Here is a 17,050-nt window from a genome sequence, read left to right as displayed (position 1 = left end):
TTCCTACCAACAAGTTTATTTCTGGGTGAGAAAGTTTGAGAAGGATGGTAGTCAAGGACTCCTAGATCGCAGAGGTAAAGGGTTAGACAGTAAAACGAACCTTACCCCAGAAGAAGAGTTACAGCTCAAAAACAAGCAACTAGAAGAGCGCAACTGCTATTTAGAGATGGAGGTAGGACTGCTTGCAGTTGCTTGTTGCCAATCGTGTCGTCACCCTGTTCCTAACGCTTGGACAAGCCTTGCAGGGCTATCCGTAACTCGCTTTGCTTCGAACGGCTAGCGCCAAAAAGTTAGAAGAAATCAGACGCAGAAACCGATGGTAAGACTCGGACGTTACTTAGAAGAATTTCAAGCTATTAAAGATTATTCCAATAAGCATAGTGGAGCCTCTATTAGCCAGTTATGCCAATGACTTGGAGTGTCTCGATCAGGTTATTATAAGTGGCTTAATCACAAAGAGACTACATCTGAGGAGACAAATCGCACACTATTAAAAACCATCAAGGAACTCCATACCAAACGCAAGGGAATTTTAGGCTACCGTCGAATGACGCGAGCTGTCAATCGGAAACTTGGAACAACTTATAACAAGAAGCGAATTCGTTGCTTAATGCGTATCCTTGGTATCTCATCAATTATCCGTCGTTCTCGAGGCTATTGCACCAAGACCAGTTTTGTGAATATCGAAGAGAACATTCTCAATCGAGAGTTCACAGCTCAAGCCCTAATCAAAAATGGTGTACAGATGTGACTTTCTTACCGTATGGACGAGGTTGTAAAGCTTATTTAAGTGCTATTAAAGCCCTTTATGATGGTTCTATCGTGGCTTACCCTATCAGTAAGCATAATGACAATCCTCTTGTCATGGAGAACCTAAGAAAGGCTATGGAAGCTAATCCAGATGCCACACCAATCATCCACAGCGACAGAGGAAGTCAATACACTTCACGGGAATGCTGGATGGTAACGACCCAATGTCAGATGACACGCTCTAGGTCACGAGTTGGAAAATGCATTGACAATGCGCCAATTGAGAGTGTCTTTGGTCACTTTAAGACGGAATGTTATGACTTGAAGGCTTACAAGACATTTGAGGAATTAGTTTATGATATTGATGACTATATCTATTTTTACAATAACGAACGATTTCAAGAGAAGCACAACAGCCTTGCCCCTCTTGAATTGAGGGGCAAGGCCGTTGCTTAATCTTTTATTATTTCATTGTCCACTTGACAGGGAGCAGTTCATATCTCAACCTTTTTTTGCTATAATGAAGGAGATAAAACTCTAGGAAGGGGTGGTACTATGCAAGAGATTTGGCAAAGGTATTTGCAATTAAAACGCTTTTTTAAGCTGTCTTGGTCACAGCAGAGTATGGAAGTGCTGAAAAACATGACCACCATTGATCCGCGTCTGGGGTCTCAAACGTTCAAGAAACTTTGGACTATTGAAAAAAAGCATTCTTCTTCTAAACAATTATTAAAACTGATTGTGAGTTTGCTTGATTTTCCAGAGTTAACGGGAGATATGGCACAGACTCGTCATCTCTTATCACTGATTTCTCCTAGTTTAGCTCCGGATGATTCTCTTTGGTGGGACATCGCAGAGCAAGTAGATAAGGCTTTTCCTGGAGATAGTTTGGCTCAAGAGGGGAAGTTAGCAAGGCAAGTGCATCAGCTGCGCTATCTTATCTCTTGTTACCAAGCAGAATATGTGCGCCAGCATTTTCGTCACGGAAAGATGACAGATGCTGAAAGTTTAGCGAAGTATTTAAGCCGTCGGACGTATGATCTTACTGAATCAGCTCGTCTTCACAATAAAATCACAATACGGAATGGAAAACCACACTATCCAGATGGCAAGATGAGTTATAATATTAAAATCCTTCAACGCTTTCATACAGAGTTTATCTTGAATAGTTCGGGACGGTTTTTGAATGAAATTGATCCAGAAATCATGACGGAGGCTGGTGTGGTGAATGGTGCTAGTTTTAACTACGCCACTCAAAATAATCAGAGACACTGGGAGTTAGATGTTTTGCCAATCAGCAAACATGATCCAGATTTTCGGCATAAAGCAAGAAAAGCTTTTGTTGCGCCCTCATTGATTGCTTATCGACAGTGGAGAGGTTATTTTGCTAAACAAGGACGTCCTTGTTTTTATTGGGTTAACAAAGAATTAAAATCATTTTCAAAGATGCTAAAAAAGGTTTAGTTAACCATTGTTGAGTCAGAGAAAAAACAATAAAAGCAATCAGAAAAATTGTGAATGCCAAAGACTTTAACAAACCAGCTCTGCCATTTCCAAAAAGTGTTAAAAAGTGCTATAATGAATGAAATGGGGCGCAAAGCGCTTACTTGGAAAGGAAACTTATGGCACTTACTGTAAAAATGTTGGTTGACAAAGTTAAATTGGAAGTGGTCTATGGGACGGATAAGCTTCTGCAAAAGGAAATTACCACATCAGACATTTCGCGTCCAGGTCTTGAAATGACGGGCTATTTTGACTATTATTCACCAGAGCGGTTACAATTACTGGGAATGAAAGAGTGGTCTTATTTGATGACCATGACCTCGCATAATCGTTATGCGGTCCTAAGTGAAATGTTTAAACCTGAGACACCAGCAGTCGTTGTGTCACGTAATCTGGAAATTCCAGAGGAGATGCTCCAAGCAGCAGAAGAAAAAGGAACTGCGGTTTTGCGTGGACGTATTCCAACTAGTAGCCTATCTGGTGAAATGTCTTGGTATATTCATTCTTGCTTAGCAGAAAGAACTAGTGTTCACGGTGTCTTAATGGATATCTATGGCATGGGTGTTCTGATTCAAGGTGATTCTGGTATTGGTAAAAGTGAAACTGGTCTTGAATTAGTGAAACGTGGTCATCGTTTGGTGGCTGATGACCGTGTGGATGTCTATGCCAAGGATGAAGAAACCTTGTGGGGCGAGCCAGCAGAGATTTTACGCCATCTTTTGGAAATTCGTGGTGTTGGTATCATTGATATTATGAGTCTTTATGGGGCGAGTGCGGTAAAAGCATCTTCACAAATTCAATTAGCCATTTATCTTGAAACCTATGAAACTGGTAAAGTATTTGATCGTCTAGGAAATGGCAATGAAGAGATTGAGTTTTCAGGTGTTAAAATCCCTCGTGTTCGTATCCCTGTTAAGACCGGCCGTAACGTATCGGTTGTGATCGAAGCTGCTGCAATGAATCATCGAGCTCGTTTAATGGGATATGATGCAACTAAGACCTTTGAGGCTCGCTTGTCGGAACTTATTAGTAAGAATGGAGCTGCTAATGATTGATCCAGTTGCTATAAAATTAGGTCCGATTACGATTCATTGGTACGCTTTGATTATTATGACAGGTGTAGCATTAGCGGTCTATCTTGCAAGTAAGGAAGGGCCACGAAAAAAAATCACAGCTGACGATGTTACTGATTTTATTCTAGTAGCCTTTCCATTAGCTATTTTAGGGGCGCGTTTATACTATGTGATTTTTGAATGGTCTTACTATAGTAAGCATCTCAATGAGATTTGGGCCATTTGGAATGGAGGTCTTGCGATTTATGGTGGTTTAATAACAGGTGCGATTGTTCTTTTTATATTCTCTTACTATCGTATGATTAAGCCGATTGATTTTCTAGACGTGGCAGCTCCAGGAGTCATGATTGCTCAAAGTATTGGGCGCTGGGGCAATTTTGTCAATCAGGAGGCCTATGGCAAAGCGGTGCAGCATTTAGATTATCTACCTAGCTTTATCAAAAAACAAATGTATATTGATGGAAGCTATCGAACCCCAACCTTTCTGTATGAAAGTCTTTGGAATTTGTTAGGATTTCTAATCATAATGGTGCTCCGCCGTCGTCCAAACTTTTTAAAACAAGGAGAAGTCACAGCTTTTTATCTCATTTGGTATGGATGCGGACGCTTTGTTATCGAAGGAATGAGAACAGATAGCTTGATGTTAATGGGCTTACGCGTGTCTCAATGGCTTAGTGCTATCCTGGTTGTTCTAGGAATTATTTTTGTGATTGTTCGTCGCCGTAAGGCGAGTATTCCCTATTATCAGATGAAATGAGGTGGCTTATGGATTTAGGTGGAATTGCTCTTTTAATTATTGCTATTGCAGTTGTTGTTTTGGTTGTCTTTTTGGTATTATTTATCAAAAAGTTAACTGAAACTGTTGAAGAAACCAAGCAAACAATCAAATTGCTAACAAGTGATGTGAATGTGACGCTTTATCAAACAAATGAAATTTTAGCGAAAGCAAATGTCTTAGTTGATGATATCAATGGTAAGGTGGCAACGGTTAATCCGCTCTTTACAGCGATTGCAGATTTGTCAGTTAGCGTTTCTGATTTGAATGATCAAGCTCGTGCACTGTCTTCAAAAGCAAGTAGAGGGACAGCGGTAGTTGCTAATACAGGGAAGGCAGCATTTGCAGCTCGTATGGCATCAAAAATTTTCAATAAAAAAGGTAAAAAAACGGAGGTATAACTCATGGGGAAATTTCTAAAAAGTGTTATTTTAGGGGCAGCTTCTGGTGCTGCGGCAGCTTATTTTCTTGGGACAGAAAAAGGAAAAAAACTTATTTCTAAGGCCAAAGAAAGTTTTGAAGACTACAAGGCTAATCCCGAGGCTTATCATGAAGTAGCTAAAGAAAAAGTTGCAGAGTATAAAGATTTAGCGACTGAAACATTTACGGAATACAAAGGTAAATGGGAATCTGGTGAGTTTAGCGCTGAGAATATTGGACAAGCTGTGAAAGCAACTGTTGAACAAGTTAAAGAAAAAGTTAGTGAGACAGTTCAAACGGTATCAGAAGATGATATCATTATTGTCGAAGTGCCAGAAAAAGAAGTTGTCAAAGAAGATATTGTCATTAATATGACTGATGCACCAAGTGAAGTGTCAGAGTTTACAGAAGGTGAATTGTAAAAAGAAGCTAGATAAAAAGGTCAAAATATAGCAAAAGGCATAGCATCACGTTATCAAAAACGGTGACGCTATGCTTTTTTTATTAGAGGGCTAAGAGTTGATTTTTGAGTTTTTTCAAAATAAAAAACCAGCTTCTTGAGAAACTAGCGTTTAAGCATATCAATGAGAAAAGATAGGATAAATGTCATAACACTTCCCATAATCATACCAAGAGGAAAGGCAAGAATAGGAGAGACGTTGGCGGTTAATAGACTCAAACATGATAGTACAGTACAAATCGTAAATGAGACAATGTGACCCAAAAAGATCAAATCCTTGTATTTTGTCGCATTTGGATTAACGGCACGGTATTCTTGGAATTTTGGTTCTTGTTTTTCTGTAATAGAGACAACCTTATCGTATTCTTCATGATGCCTTAACGGTGCAACCATAGTAACTCCTTTCTATAAAATAGTAATCATATCATTTATTTGTACGGATTGCAGTATCATTATCATACCATAAAAAAGTATAATAATTTATTACAAAAAGATTACAAGTAGCAAGAAATCATTGATATTTACAGTATTTGTTGTGTTTTTACAGTAAACTTTTGGAAATCCGTGGTGTTTTTATGAGGAGAGGTTTTACTGTTCTTATAAAAATTTCTAGGCAAATTTCTTGTTTTTTGTTAGAATATACGTTATGGAAAATATTATTATTACTGCAACAGCAGAAAGTTTGGAACAGGCACAAGCTCTTCTAGAGCTAGGTGTTGACCGAATTTATATAGGAGAAATGGCTTATGGGCTTCGTCTTCCTAAAAATCTTTCTTTAGCTGAAATGAGAAAAATAGCACAGCTTGTTCATGAGAAAGGTAAGGAAGTAACGGTAGCTGTTAATGCCTTAATGCACCAAGCCATGATGGATGCTCTTCCTGAATATTTGGATTTTCTTGAAGAAATTGGAGCTGATTATATTACCGTTGGAGATGCGGGAGTCTTTTACATTTGTAAACGTGATAACCGTCCATTTAAGACGATTTATGATGCGTCAACCATGGTAACTTCAAGTCGTCAAATCAACTTCTGGGGAAAAACTGCGGGTGCTTCTGAAGCTGTTTTAGCTCGTGAGATTCCGTCAGCAGAACTTTTTGTGATGGGAGAAAAATTAGAAATTCCAGGGGAAGTTCTTGTTTACGGCGCTAGCATTATTCACCATTCAAAACGTCCTCTTCTGCACAATTACTATAATTTCATTAAAACTAATGAAAGAGTCACTAAAGATCGGGACCTTTTCCTAGCAGAACCAAGCGATAAAGACTCTCACTATTCTGTTTATGAGGATAACCATGGGACTCATATTTTTGCCAATAATGATCTTGATATGATGACCAAACTATTAGAGCTTAATCAACATGGCTTCAATCATTGGAAGCTAGACGGTGTCTATTGTCCAGGTGATAATTTTGTCAAAATTGCCGAGTATTTTGTTAAAGCACGTGACTTGATTAAGGCTGGTGAGTTTTCTCAAGATCAAGCTTATGTTTTTGACGAGGCTATTCGTAAACTTCACCCAGAAAATCGAGGCCTCAGCACAGGTTTCTATGACTATGAGCCTGATCGCGTGAAATAAATTTTTGGAAAATTAGGTTCGAGATGCTTATTGTAGACTTCAAAAGGAGTTACTATAAGACCTATAAAATAACAATCTCACGATTTTTTACACTACCATCATTGAGTTACTATTTCAGGGGGTGGTAGTAGCAAAACTGTTAACATTTTGACACGAAGTCACTTTTTATCTTTGGGGTTCAAAAAGTGATACCAATTCTTATGAGAATTCGCTACTTGCAACGTTGTCAAATTTAAAAAACGTTTGAACTTTTATCTTGTAAATAGAAGGAAAATAATAAACATGTCACATTCTGTTAAACGTCGTCCCGAGGTGTTAGCTCCTGCGGGAACTTTGGAAAAATTAAAAGTCGCTGTTGATTACGGTGCGGATGCTGTTTTTGTTGGAGGGCAAGCCTACGGACTACGTAGCCGTGCAGGAAATTTCTCTATGGAAGAAATGCGTGAGGGGATTGACTATGCTCACGCGCGTGGTGCCAAAGTTTATGTCGCTGCCAACATGGTTACTCATGAAGGAAATGAAGAAGGTGCAGGAGCATGGTTCCGTGAACTTCGTGATATGGGACTTGACGCAGTTATTGTCTCTGATCCTGCCTTGATTGAAATCTGTGCTACTGAGTCACCAGGACTTGAAATTCATTTATCAACCCAAGCTTCAGCAACTAATGTTGAAACTTTCCATTTTTGGAAAGAGTATGGTTTGACTCGTGTCGTGTTGGCGCGTGAAGTATCCATGGAAGAATTGGCAGAAATTCGTCGCCGTACAGATCTTGAAATTGAAGCCTTTGTTCATGGAGCGATGTGTATTTCATACTCGGGACGCTGTACCCTTTCAAACCATATGTCTGATCGTGATGCTAACCGTGGTGGCTGTTCCCAATCTTGCCGCTGGAAATACGATCTTTACGATATGCCATTTGGCCAAGAGCGTAAAAGTATTGAAGGGGAAGTTCCAGAAGCCTTTTCAATGTCTGCGGTAGATATGTCGATGATTGACCATATTCCTGATATGATTGAAAATGGTGTTGATAGCCTTAAAATTGAAGGACGTATGAAATCTATTCACTATGTTTCAACCGTAGCAAACTGCTATAAGGCAGCTGTAGATGCTTATATGGAAAGTCCAGAAAAATTTGAAGCCATTAAACAAGATTTGGTTGATGAAATGTGGAAAGTGGCTCAGCGTGAACTAGCAACAGGTTTCTATTACAGCACACCAAGTGAAAATGAACAACTCTTTGGTGCCCGTCGTAAAATTCCGCAATACAAATTTGTTGGTGAAGTTGTGGCATATAACGCTGCTAATAAAATAGCAACTATTCGTCAGCGTAATGTTATTATGGAAGGTGACCGTGTTGAATTTTACGGTCCTGGATTCCGCCATTTTGAATGCTTTATTGAAGATTTGCATGATGATAAAGGAAATAAAATTGATCGCGCACCAAATCCGATGGAATTGTTGACTATCACGGTTCCACAACCAGTTAAACCCGGTGATATGATTCGTGCTTGTAAAGAAGGGCTAATTAACCTTTATCAAGAGGATGGGACATCAAAAACCGTTCGTGCTTAGTTTATAGTAAATCAAAAAACTGACTGAGAAATCAGTCAGTTTTGCTTTGAGCTTTGGTGATGTTTTTTGGAACGAGAGTGAGTTTTTGAAGGTGTTCCATAGCGATAATACTAGTTACATTGTTTGTTATATTTTTTAAAATAAGTTTATTGTTGCTAGGGTCGTATTTGATAACATGACCTGTAAAACTTTTGTCAAGATAAATGGCATGGAGAGCTCTTTTTTCTCTTTGAGCTTTTGAAATGAGTTGAACAAGTTGATTTTGTCGCAGATTAACGTTGGTGGGTTTAGGGCTGGGTTCGATAAATTCTTTTACTTGAAACAAGATTTTTTTAACAATATTTCCCATAGCAATTTCCTTTAAATATTGATACAATAATTATATCAAAAAATAATTTTTTTTTTGAAAAAAGAGTAATTATTTTTTTAGTTACGAATAGTAAAGTAGGAAGAGGTAATAGTATATATCTTATTTCCACAATAATAATTGAAAGGAATGTTTGGTTATTGATGAACCAAACAAGGATTATGTTTCTTCAATAGAAATATGATTTGATGGTATTTTAAAATGACAGAATTTACGTTTAAAATCGAAGAAAAACTTTTAGTATTGTCAACAGCTGAAAATGGTTGGACAAAGGAACTTAATCGTGTAAGTTTCAATGGTGCCGAAGCAAAATGGGACATTCGTACTTGGAATCCAGATCATACCAAGATGGGAAAAGGCATTACGCTAAATAATGAAGAATTTAAAACTATTTTGGATGCTTTCAGACGCTAAGATGGTCTTGCATTGACACGGATGACTTCTTGATGTCATTTAAATGGTGTGAGTCAGTTGAGTGAAGAAATAGGAGAGTCAATTGATCTGAGATTATTGAGGTAAAAGTTATCTAGCATTTTACTTTAAAAATAGTTTTGGCATGGTTGAAGCGGATTCTTGACACTAAAGAAGTGTCTAAGTATTACCCTTTAACTACCTATGATGTTAATTTATGGTTACTCTAAAAGTTAAAAATGTTCTAAATTTTTGGGTATCTGTATTATGATGAAAAAATGAAAAACCTTCAGACTTGTAATAGGCTATCTTATTACAAGTCTAAAGGTTATTTTTGGGTTGGAATTGAAATTTCAATGAGACGTGATGTGTGAATCGTGCTAATCAAATCCATTCGACAAATCTTCTGGTCAATCTTTCGACGCATGAAAAAGTCTCTAATTTGCTCAATTTCCTTATCTTGAATAGCTCGGTGCTTATTGGTAATAAGAAGTTCGTAGTGACGTGGAGCTTGAGTAAAAATCACATCAGTATTTCCTGCCGAATAGACTTCTACTAAGGTCGCGTCGGTATTACGAAGTTGGTTAACTACCAGCTCAGCATGACTATTTGTCGTGTTAATCAATCTCATAAGCAACCTCCTGTTGGCTCTATTATAGCACTATTTTTCTGAAATAGTGTCTTTTTTCTGTCTTTTTTGCCATTCTTGGATACCCCACTTGTGGCTACCTCGTTTGAGCTTTTCAATGGCTTCTTTGATAGGGAACCAAGCAAAATTATTGAAGTCTTCAAGCGGTTTTCCCGCAACTTGAAAGGTTGTGATTTCATAAAGATAGGCGGGATTATAATAATAGGTATCACGGTGGCGGGAATAGAAATATTCATCTGCCTGACCATAGTAATCACCAATAGTCGCTGTAAAGCCGAGCTCCTCAATGAGTTCACGTTTAAGTGCTGACAGGTGATTTTCCCCAGATTCAATCTCACCGCCTGGTAAAAACCATGCTCCATTTGGCGCCTGCACAAGAATGATTTTTTCATGTGTTTCGTTTGGAATAATAGCATAGACACCGTAACGGTTTTGATAAGTGACACCTTCTAACCTGTCACCAAATGTTGGATTTGTCATCATCTTTACCTCAATTTTTCTTAGCATTATTATACCAAAAATACCTGACAAATGTCATATGATGTCATGACAAAATGGGCTAAAAAGCTCTGCTATTTTTCAGTAGAATAAAAGCATTAAAAGAAAGGACTATCACGATGATAAGACAAATGTGTTTTGCTCTTGTAATGATGATTTTAGGAACACTGGTTGAATATTATACCCATCATTTTTTTACGGATTATGGGAGTGTGTTTTACAGCATGATTGGAGTATCTTGGGGATTATTCTTTAGCTTAGGTGTCTTAGTGAATGATAGTGGGAGAAAACATCATGATTAAGAGGAATGTAGTCAGGAAACTCTGTCAATTAGTGAAAAGCAAGTTGATTTTAGGAATCGTCATCGTTACAAGTACTGGCAATCTCATCAGTCTGATATTTAAGACATCTGGAGTAACCCCTTCTCAACCTCTGATCTGGAGAATGGGAACGATTTGGTTTGGACTCTTTTGACTCTATGGCTACGGCCTGTTATTGTCAGTCATGAAAAGAAAGGAAGTGATAAAGTATGACCAAGGTTATTGAAGTGACCAATCTTAATAAGACGATTAAAGGAAAATCTGTTTTGACAGATCTTCGTTTTACGCTTTATCAGGGAGACTGCGTGGCGCTGATCGGCCCAAATGGTGCTGGGAAAACAACGCTCATGTCTTGTTTGTTGGGGGATTATTGGACAAAGGCTGGTCAGGTGACGGTACTAGGTTTTGCTCCAACTGATAACATATTGAAAGAAAAGATTGCTGTTCTCTTTCAAGACAATGTCATTGAAAGCGATTTGAAGGTTAAGGAAATTCTTGCCTTTCAACGGGCAATTTATCCAAATCCCTTATCTGAGGCAGCTATTGATGATTTACTTGGTTTTAGTCCTGCTCAAAAAGAACAGTTTGCGGATAAATTGTCTGGCGGGCAAAGACGCCTGCTGTCCTTTGTCAAAATCTTAATTGGACAACCAGACATCATTATTTTGGATGAGCCGACAGCTGGTATGGATACTAGCACTCGTAAACGTTTCTGGGAAATTGTTGGTGAGTTGAAAAAAGTTGGAAAGACAATCTTCTATTCGTCCCATTATATTGAAGAGGTGGAGCATACCGCTGAGAGGATTTTATTGTTGAATCAAGGGAAGTTGATTCGTGATACGACTCCTTATGACTTGCAGTGGGAGGATCAGGAAAAATGTTTTAGCTTTCCTGAGAGCTATTTAGCTAGCCTAACAAATTGTCCTTTTTATGATGTTGCTATCAAAGCAGGGCGGGCAACTGTGATGACCAAGGCACCAGAGCAAGTTTTACAAGCCTTATTGGAGGACAACTGCCCTGTTTCTGCCATTGAAATGACGAATAGAAGTTTACTAACAACCTTATTTATGAAAGCAGGTAATAACGATGACACGACTGACAGCTTTGCTTAAACGGGAGTGGCTTTTAGCCATCCGCTCTTGGAAGTCTCTGATAATGACCCTGGGAATGCCTGTTGGCTTCTTCCTTCTTTTTTCAGCGACCAATGATGTTTCAGACTTGCCGGTGGCTGTTCAAAATCACATTTTTAAACAGGTCTTAATGATGATGACCATCTCATCTGTTTTAAGCCTTGTGTTTTATAATCTACCCTATTTACTCCAAGAAGATCGGATGAGAAATCGGGTGAGAGCCATTCTGCACACGCCTGTGACTTATTGGGAATATTATCTAGTGAAAACCTTGCGACTACTCTTTTTCTTTGGAATTTCAATTAGTGTTGTGTTTACCGTAGGTTATGTGGTAAAGGATATTCAGATGTCGCTAGTTGAATGGGTGATGTCTGTTGTGCTTATTTTACTAGGGACATTTTTGATGTTACCGCTAGGTATTTTATTGGGGCAAATCAAGTCCAGTGAAACCTTGTCCCTCTTTTCAAATCTTTGCTACATGGGTTTGGCTATTTTAGGTGGTTTATGGTATCCGATGGAATCATTTCCAGCTTGGTTACAAAAAGTGACTAAACTGACCCCGACCCACCATTTTCTCAATCTCTTAGTGTCTTATTACGATAAAGACTTTTCTTGGCGCTCGCTTGCAATTCTTGCTGGTTATGGGATAATACTTTTAGGAATGATCGCCTTGATTAAGAAGAGACAGGATGTGTATTAAATGTTTTACCCTTTTCAGAAAAATTTTCTTCCTTACTATGTCGGATTAGTTTTTGTTAGCTTTCCTCTCTTGGGCTTGAAATACTTTGGCTATCCTATGTGGACATTACCGTTGACACTTCTATTTGTTGTGGCGTATATTGGACTCGTTCATCTAAAGCCAAGCTATCGCTTCTTAGAAGAAGTCTTCTGGCATTACCTTTTGTTTTATATTGTTTTGGTGACCTGCTTAGTGAACGGTAACATGATGTGGTTCCTTTTCTTTCCTTCTAATTTGTTGGTTTGGCGGTTTGAAAAAGGCTGGCGCTCCTATCGAGGATACTCTTTATTAACTGCTATTTTGATAGTTATTGGAGTTTTCATCAATTACTCTCCAACTATGACGGATAAGGTGGCCATTGGTTTAGTTATATTTTTTATTTTAGGAATGACAACTTTTCAAATGCAGACCAGAGAGGAAGAAGAGTTAAAAGACCTTCTTTATCGCCAGAGCCAAGAAAACCAAGTCCTGGTTGCAGAAAATGAACGCAATCGAATTGGCCGTGATTTGCATGACACTTTGGGTCACACCTTTGCCATGATGAGCCTGAAAACGGAGCTGGCGCTCAAACAATTGGATAAGGAAAATATAGAAGCTGTACGAAAAGAATTGGAAGAGATCAACCAGATTAGCCGCACGAGCATGCAGGAGGTGAGGACCCTTATCAATCATCTCAAATACCGTAGTTTGGAAGAAGAATTGCTCGCTTTACAAGAATTGCTGACCATGTCTCATATTGAGGTCAGCCTGGATAATCAATTAGAAGGGGAAGTTCTTCTCCCAAGAGTGTCATCTAGTTTAGTTATGATTTTAAGAGAATTGGTGACCAATATTATCAAACATGCTGAGTCTAGCCAGTGTCAGATTTGTTTAAAGCGTGAAAACGGTATTGTAGTGATGGTTTCTGATAATGGCAAAGGATTTTCAAATCTAACGGGAACAGAATTGCATTCTATTAGGGAACGTTTAACCTTAGTCTCTGGGGAGATGGAGATTGTCTCACCCAAAGCGCCTACCTTGATTCACATTCGTTTAGAAGAAGGAGTTAACGCATGAGAATACTATTAGCTGAAGACCAATCCATGCTCCGAGATGCGCTGTGCCAACTGTTACTTATGGAAGAAGATGTTGAAGCTGTTTTACCAGCCAAAGATGGAGCCGAAGCGCTAGTCATGTTACAAAAAGAAACTGTAGATGTGGCTATCCTTGATGTGGAGATGCCTGTGAAGTCTGGGCTTGATGTCCTTGAGTGGATTAAGGCTAATGGTGCTACCAAGGTCATTATCGTGACGACCTTTAAACGGACGGGCTATTTCCAACGAGCAGTGAAAGCGGGTGTGGATGCTTATGTTTTAAAGGAGCGCTCTATTTCAGACCTGATGGAAACCATCCATAAGGTACTTGCGGGTGGCAAGGAATATTCGCCTGAACTTATGGAGACGATCGTTCAAGAAGAACAGCTGCTTAGTGCGCGTGAACGTGACGTCCTCAAACTACTGGCCAAGGGCTTGTCAAACAAAGAAATCGCTAGCCAGCTTTATCTCTCTGACGGAACGGTGAGAAACTATGTTACTTCACTAATGACAAAACTCGGTGCCAATAATCGCACCGAGGCTGTCCACATCGCAACGGAGAAGAATTGGTTGTGACTGTTTAGATACGATAAAAAACCGACTAAGGTCAGCTCTAGTTTAGAGGAGCCGAACCTTGGTCGGTTTTGTGTGTTAGAAAGAGCGAAAATAGCGCCCTTCATATAAGTTTCAATTAGTCTTCAATCACTGTTTCAGCGACTTCAACTTTTTTACCAGATTTAATGATAATATTACCATTTGAACTCATTACAGCTTTGAATTCTTTTTCAGTTGGGTTTTCTAGATAGAAGTCTGTGATGGCATCTTCGATGTGATCTTGGATGGTGCGACGAAGCGGACGTGCCCCCATCTTAGGATCGTAGCCAAGGTCAACCAGTTTTTCTTTGACCTTATCTGTGACAGAAAGGCTGAGACCGTTGTGACTGAGGCGTTCATTGACACTATCAAGCATGAGGTCAACGATAGAAAGGAGGTTTTCTTTGCTGAGGGCAGAGAATTCGATGATACCGTCAAAGCGATTCATGAACTCTGGGCTGAAGAAGTCTCCAAGTTGTCCAAGAACGGAATTGGTACGGCCTTCTCGAGCAGCACCAAAACCAACAGAAGCTTCGACTTTACCAGTACCAGCGTTTGAGGTCATGATGATAATGGTATCTTTGAAGCTCACAGTACGCCCTTGACCATCAGTGAGGCGACCATCATCAAGGACTTGTAAGAACATGTGCATGACATCTGGATGAGCCTTTTCAACTTCGTCAAGAAGGATCAGTGAATAAGGGTTACGGCGCACTTTTTCAGTGAGTTGTCCAGCTTCTTCATAGCCGACATATCCTGGAGGAGCTCCGACAAGTTTTGCAACGGCATGCTTTTCCATGTATTCAGACATATCAAAGCGAATCATGCTGTCTGCAGAGCCAAAGAGCTCAATTGCTAATTGCTTAGAAAGCTCTGTTTTACCAACCCCAGTTGGTCCGACAAAGAGGAAGCTACCGATTGGACGGTTTGGTGAACCGAGACCAACACGGTTACGACGAATAGCTTTGGCAATCTTATCAACGGCATCGTCTTGACCGATAACGTGTGATTTCAAATCACTAGCAAGATTGATGAGCTGGCTTTGTTCTTTCTCTTTCAAATCACCGACAGGGATATTGGTTTTTTGCTCAATAATAGCTTCAATGTGTTTTTCAGTGATGACTGGCATATCTTGGTCGGTAATGGTTTGCTGCTGCATTTCCTTGTATTTAGCAATTTGATCACGGAAGTAGGCTGCTTTTTCAAAGTCTTCATCACGTGTTGCTTGAGCTTTGAGATTTTCAGCTTCCACAAGACGTTTGTCAATATCTTTAGGGTCAACAAAGTTGAGGGTTAAATTCATTTTTGAACCAGCTTCGTCCAAGAGGTCAATTGCCTTATCAGGCAAAAAGCGGTCTTGAATGTAGCGGTTTGACAATTCAGCTGCGGCAACAATAGCGTCATCGGTATATTTGACGTGATGGTAGTCCTGATATTTTGGCTGAATACCACGCAAGATGGTAATGGTTTCTTCAACAGAAGGTTCATCAACTTTGACGGGTTGCATACGGCGCTCAAGCGCAGCATCTTTTTCGATGATACGGTATTCGTTAAGTGTTGTGGCACCAACCATTTGCAATTCCCCGCGAGCAAGGGCTGGTTTCAAGATGTTACCAGCGTCCATGTTGCCATCACCAGCAGAACCAGCACCAACGATTTCATGAATTTCATCAATAAAGAGGATGACATCCTTACGGTTTCTGATTTCCTCCATCAATTTTTGCATGCGTTCTTCAAATTGTCCACGGATACCAGTTCCTTGAACTAGACTAACGACATCAAGCCGAATAACTTGTTTACCTTGAAGTTTTTGTGGTACATTACCGTCCACGATTTTTTGAGCAAGGCCTTCTACAACGGCTGTTTTACCGACCCCTGGCTCACCGATAAGGACAGGGTTGTTTTTGGTACGACGATTTAGAATTTCGATTACACGGACAATTTCAGCATCGCGTCCGATAACGGGATCAATGTCCCCACGACGGGCGATGTCAGTCACGTTCACACCGAATTCTTCTAATAAGCCTTTTGGCTGCTGAGGTGCGTGTTGGTGTGCTCTTTGTGGGCGATTAGGATTCCCACCGCCATTACCTGCTCCGCCATTGCCACCAAAACGTCCAGATTGAGTTTTAGGTGCATTTGGAAGGTCAGGATTGAAGGCGCGGAAGTTATTGAGGTCACCAAAGAAATCTTCTAAGAAGGGGTTGAGCGAACCTCCGTGTAAGAACATGTCAGGCTCTCCAGATCCAGATTTCATGATTTGATAACAATGCTGGCAAAGGTCAACCTTTTTTTGTTGGCCATTAACATTAGTATAGAGATGAATGCTAGATTCATTAAGGTTGCAATTTTGACATAGCATAAATGAAGTACCAAGTTGAACAAATTTTGTTGAGTAAAACAAAAATGTTCACTTTCCTTTCGTTTGGAAATAGATAACCAAAACTTTGATTAAAGGTCAAATTTGGTCAATATTTATGATTTCATTATAACACTCTTGGCAGACATTGCAAGTAAAAAGCACGAAAAATTAGCAGTCTTTGGTAGAGAGTGCTAAAATAGAGAAGAAGGGTTGTTTTGTGATATCTTGTAAATAAAAAAGGAAACAAGAATATTTGGTAAACTCCTTGAATCATATAATCATATATTTCTGCTAATTTCTTTATCTTTTCTTGTTTATTTGTCTCTGTTTATGATAGAATAATAGAGACGATAAATAGAAATAGGAGTTAACATATATTATGGAATCACATTTAGTAAGAATTATTAACCGTCTTGAAATGATGGCGGCTGACGGGGGCACGTTAAAACGTAATTTCGAACGTGAAGGTGTTGTTGTTGCAGAAGTGTCATTTGCTAATGATCCTGAAAATGGTCCAGTTTTCACATTACGTGATGTTGCTGCGCGTGAATCATACACATTTGATAGCATTGACTTGATTGCAATGGAAATTTACGACTTGCTTTACTAATTAGCGGCGAAACTCTCCTGAATGGGGAGTTTTTTTATGTAGATATCTCAAAAATATTTTGGTGATGGGAAAGATTAGCATTATCCTAAAATTAGAAATTGGAAAGCGAAGAAAGTCGAGACCGTGAAAAATTGGCTACTGTCCACTATCAGCTTTATCATAGAAATT

18 protein-coding genes and 1 pseudogene are annotated in these 17,050 nt (G+C 39.3%); 14 read left to right on the top strand and 5 right to left on the bottom strand.

What is annotated here, in order from left to right:
• From ACFPQ3_RS02505 to ACFPQ3_RS02480, 6 genes and pseudogenes are all read left to right on the top strand, one after another.
• Nucleotides 1–1,206, top strand: a pseudogene (locus tag ACFPQ3_RS02505) (IS3 family transposase); the annotation flags it as partial.
• Between the two features lie 99 nt (nucleotides 1,207–1,305).
• The gene (locus ACFPQ3_RS02500; protein ID WP_156806941.1) at nucleotides 1,306–2,214 is read left to right on the top strand and encodes a DUF3114 domain-containing protein; all 909 of its coding nucleotides are present in this window, start codon (nucleotides 1,306–1,308) and stop codon (nucleotides 2,212–2,214) included.
• Between the two features lie 158 nt (nucleotides 2,215–2,372).
• A complete protein-coding gene (gene hprK, locus ACFPQ3_RS02495) occupies nucleotides 2,373–3,308 on the top strand; it encodes an HPr(Ser) kinase/phosphatase (RefSeq protein WP_156806943.1) in 936 nt (311 codons plus the stop codon).
• The gene (gene lgt, locus ACFPQ3_RS02490) at nucleotides 3,301–4,083 is read left to right on the top strand and encodes a prolipoprotein diacylglyceryl transferase (protein ID WP_156806945.1); all 783 of its coding nucleotides are present in this window, start codon (nucleotides 3,301–3,303) and stop codon (nucleotides 4,081–4,083) included. The genes hprK and lgt overlap by 8 nt, the downstream gene beginning before the upstream one ends.
• Nucleotides 4,084–4,091: 8 nt before the next feature.
• The gene (locus ACFPQ3_RS02485; RefSeq protein ID WP_156806947.1) at nucleotides 4,092–4,502 is read left to right on the top strand and encodes a DUF948 domain-containing protein; all 411 of its coding nucleotides are present in this window, start codon (nucleotides 4,092–4,094) and stop codon (nucleotides 4,500–4,502) included.
• Nucleotides 4,503–4,505: 3 nt separating this feature from the next.
• Nucleotides 4,506–4,943: a YtxH domain-containing protein gene (locus ACFPQ3_RS02480; protein WP_156806949.1), complete on the top strand. Its 438-nt coding sequence runs from the start codon at nucleotides 4,506–4,508 to the stop codon at nucleotides 4,941–4,943.
• A 143-nt stretch (nucleotides 4,944–5,086) separates the two neighbouring features.
• Here the strand turns inward: ACFPQ3_RS02480 and ACFPQ3_RS02475 are convergent, their stop codons facing one another.
• Entirely contained in the window at nucleotides 5,087–5,374 is a 288-nt protein-coding gene (locus ACFPQ3_RS02475; protein WP_156806951.1) for a DUF3270 family protein, read from the bottom strand.
• Nucleotides 5,375–5,627: 253 nt separating this feature from the next.
• On the opposite strand from ACFPQ3_RS02475, the gene ACFPQ3_RS02470 reads away from it, so the two are divergent.
• Together ACFPQ3_RS02470 and ACFPQ3_RS02465 are read left to right on the top strand one after the other, a co-directional pair.
• Complete coding sequence (locus ACFPQ3_RS02470) at nucleotides 5,628–6,557, top strand: peptidase U32 family protein (protein WP_156806953.1); 930 nt, start codon at nucleotides 5,628–5,630, stop codon at nucleotides 6,555–6,557.
• A gap of 282 nt (nucleotides 6,558–6,839) precedes the next feature.
• Complete coding sequence (locus ACFPQ3_RS02465; protein ID WP_156806954.1) at nucleotides 6,840–8,129, top strand: peptidase U32 family protein; 1,290 nt, start codon at nucleotides 6,840–6,842, stop codon at nucleotides 8,127–8,129.
• A 31-nt stretch (nucleotides 8,130–8,160) separates the two neighbouring features.
• On the opposite strand, the gene ACFPQ3_RS02460 is transcribed toward ACFPQ3_RS02465, so the two are convergent.
• Nucleotides 8,161–8,478, bottom strand: a complete 318-nt coding sequence (locus tag ACFPQ3_RS02460) for a hypothetical protein (RefSeq protein WP_156806956.1) — start codon at nucleotides 8,476–8,478, stop codon at nucleotides 8,161–8,163.
• A gap of 219 nt (nucleotides 8,479–8,697) precedes the next feature.
• Between ACFPQ3_RS02460 and ACFPQ3_RS02455 the strand changes: the two genes are divergently transcribed.
• A complete protein-coding gene (locus tag ACFPQ3_RS02455) occupies nucleotides 8,698–8,910 on the top strand; it encodes a YdbC family protein (RefSeq protein ID WP_156806958.1) in 213 nt (70 codons plus the stop codon).
• Nucleotides 8,911–9,235: 325 nt separating this feature from the next.
• On the opposite strand, the gene ACFPQ3_RS02450 is transcribed toward ACFPQ3_RS02455, so the two are convergent.
• Together ACFPQ3_RS02450 and ACFPQ3_RS02445 are read right to left on the bottom strand one after the other, a co-directional pair.
• On the bottom strand, nucleotides 9,236–9,538 hold the full coding sequence (locus tag ACFPQ3_RS02450; protein WP_156806960.1) for a DUF1827 family protein: 303 nt from the start codon (nucleotides 9,536–9,538) through the stop codon (nucleotides 9,236–9,238).
• Nucleotides 9,539–9,568: 30 nt separating this feature from the next.
• Nucleotides 9,569–10,036, bottom strand: a complete 468-nt coding sequence (locus ACFPQ3_RS02445; protein WP_156806962.1) for an NUDIX hydrolase — start codon at nucleotides 10,034–10,036, stop codon at nucleotides 9,569–9,571.
• 547 nt (nucleotides 10,037–10,583) lie between these two features.
• On the opposite strand from ACFPQ3_RS02445, the gene ACFPQ3_RS02440 reads away from it, so the two are divergent.
• Genes ACFPQ3_RS02440 through ACFPQ3_RS02425 form a run of 4 tightly spaced genes read left to right on the top strand, consistent with a single transcriptional unit; the run spans nucleotide 10,584 to nucleotide 13,892 of the window.
• The gene (locus tag ACFPQ3_RS02440) at nucleotides 10,584–11,486 is read left to right on the top strand and encodes an ABC transporter ATP-binding protein (RefSeq protein WP_156806964.1); all 903 of its coding nucleotides are present in this window, start codon (nucleotides 10,584–10,586) and stop codon (nucleotides 11,484–11,486) included.
• Nucleotides 11,461–12,204 (top strand): ABC transporter permease, encoded by a 744-nt coding sequence (locus tag ACFPQ3_RS02435; protein WP_156806966.1) that lies wholly within the window; start codon nucleotides 11,461–11,463, stop codon nucleotides 12,202–12,204. Before ACFPQ3_RS02440 ends, ACFPQ3_RS02435 begins: the two co-directional genes overlap by 26 nt.
• Nucleotides 12,205–13,299, top strand: coding sequence for a sensor histidine kinase (locus tag ACFPQ3_RS02430; protein WP_156806968.1), 1,095 nt, complete (start codon nucleotides 12,205–12,207; stop codon nucleotides 13,297–13,299).
• A complete protein-coding gene (locus ACFPQ3_RS02425; RefSeq protein WP_156806970.1) occupies nucleotides 13,296–13,892 on the top strand; it encodes a response regulator transcription factor in 597 nt (198 codons plus the stop codon). The genes ACFPQ3_RS02430 and ACFPQ3_RS02425 overlap by 4 nt, the downstream gene beginning before the upstream one ends.
• 115 nt (nucleotides 13,893–14,007) lie before the next feature.
• On the opposite strand, the gene ACFPQ3_RS02420 is transcribed toward ACFPQ3_RS02425, so the two are convergent.
• On the bottom strand, nucleotides 14,008–16,272 hold the full coding sequence (locus ACFPQ3_RS02420; protein WP_156806984.1) for an ATP-dependent Clp protease ATP-binding subunit: 2,265 nt from the start codon (nucleotides 16,270–16,272) through the stop codon (nucleotides 14,008–14,010).
• A 379-nt stretch (nucleotides 16,273–16,651) separates the two neighbouring features.
• On the opposite strand from ACFPQ3_RS02420, the gene ACFPQ3_RS02415 reads away from it, so the two are divergent.
• A complete protein-coding gene (locus ACFPQ3_RS02415) occupies nucleotides 16,652–16,882 on the top strand; it encodes a YkuJ family protein (protein ID WP_156806972.1) in 231 nt (76 codons plus the stop codon).
• The last annotated feature ends 168 nt before the right edge of the window (nucleotides 16,883–17,050 follow it).

Source organism: Streptococcus caledonicus, assembly GCF_042656225.1.
Taxonomy (GTDB): Bacteria; Bacillota; Bacilli; order Lactobacillales; family Streptococcaceae; genus Streptococcus; species Streptococcus caledonicus.
This window is presented reverse-complemented; position numbering and strand designations above follow the sequence as displayed.

What these genes read in the sequence shown, in the direction of transcription:
- ACFPQ3_RS02500 (WP_156806941.1), top strand. Translation starts at nt 1,306, where the DNA reads ATGCAAGAGATTTGGCAAAGGTATTTGCAATTAAAACGCTTTTTTAAG.
- hprK (WP_156806943.1), top strand. Translation starts at nt 2,373, where the DNA reads ATGGCACTTACTGTAAAAATGTTGGTTGACAAAGTTAAATTGGAAGTG.
- lgt (WP_156806945.1), top strand. Translation starts at nt 3,301, where the DNA reads ATGATTGATCCAGTTGCTATAAAATTAGGTCCGATTACGATTCATTGG.
- ACFPQ3_RS02485 (WP_156806947.1), top strand. Translation starts at nt 4,092, where the DNA reads ATGGATTTAGGTGGAATTGCTCTTTTAATTATTGCTATTGCAGTTGTT.
- ACFPQ3_RS02480 (WP_156806949.1), top strand. Translation starts at nt 4,506, where the DNA reads ATGGGGAAATTTCTAAAAAGTGTTATTTTAGGGGCAGCTTCTGGTGCT.
- ACFPQ3_RS02475 (WP_156806951.1), bottom strand. Translation starts at nt 5,374, where the DNA reads ATGGTTGCACCGTTAAGGCATCATGAAGAATACGATAAGGTTGTCTCT.
- ACFPQ3_RS02470 (WP_156806953.1), top strand. Translation starts at nt 5,628, where the DNA reads ATGGAAAATATTATTATTACTGCAACAGCAGAAAGTTTGGAACAGGCA.
- ACFPQ3_RS02465 (WP_156806954.1), top strand. Translation starts at nt 6,840, where the DNA reads ATGTCACATTCTGTTAAACGTCGTCCCGAGGTGTTAGCTCCTGCGGGA.
- ACFPQ3_RS02460 (WP_156806956.1), bottom strand. Translation starts at nt 8,478, where the DNA reads ATGGGAAATATTGTTAAAAAAATCTTGTTTCAAGTAAAAGAATTTATC.
- ACFPQ3_RS02455 (WP_156806958.1), top strand. Translation starts at nt 8,698, where the DNA reads ATGACAGAATTTACGTTTAAAATCGAAGAAAAACTTTTAGTATTGTCA.
- ACFPQ3_RS02450 (WP_156806960.1), bottom strand. Translation starts at nt 9,538, where the DNA reads ATGAGATTGATTAACACGACAAATAGTCATGCTGAGCTGGTAGTTAAC.
- ACFPQ3_RS02445 (WP_156806962.1), bottom strand. Translation starts at nt 10,036, where the DNA reads ATGACAAATCCAACATTTGGTGACAGGTTAGAAGGTGTCACTTATCAA.
- ACFPQ3_RS02440 (WP_156806964.1), top strand. Translation starts at nt 10,584, where the DNA reads ATGACCAAGGTTATTGAAGTGACCAATCTTAATAAGACGATTAAAGGA.
- ACFPQ3_RS02435 (WP_156806966.1), top strand. Translation starts at nt 11,461, where the DNA reads ATGACACGACTGACAGCTTTGCTTAAACGGGAGTGGCTTTTAGCCATC.
- ACFPQ3_RS02430 (WP_156806968.1), top strand. Translation starts at nt 12,205, where the DNA reads ATGTTTTACCCTTTTCAGAAAAATTTTCTTCCTTACTATGTCGGATTA.
- ACFPQ3_RS02425 (WP_156806970.1), top strand. Translation starts at nt 13,296, where the DNA reads ATGAGAATACTATTAGCTGAAGACCAATCCATGCTCCGAGATGCGCTG.
- ACFPQ3_RS02420 (WP_156806984.1), bottom strand. Translation starts at nt 16,272, where the DNA reads ATGCTATGTCAAAATTGCAACCTTAATGAATCTAGCATTCATCTCTAT.
- ACFPQ3_RS02415 (WP_156806972.1), top strand. Translation starts at nt 16,652, where the DNA reads ATGGAATCACATTTAGTAAGAATTATTAACCGTCTTGAAATGATGGCG.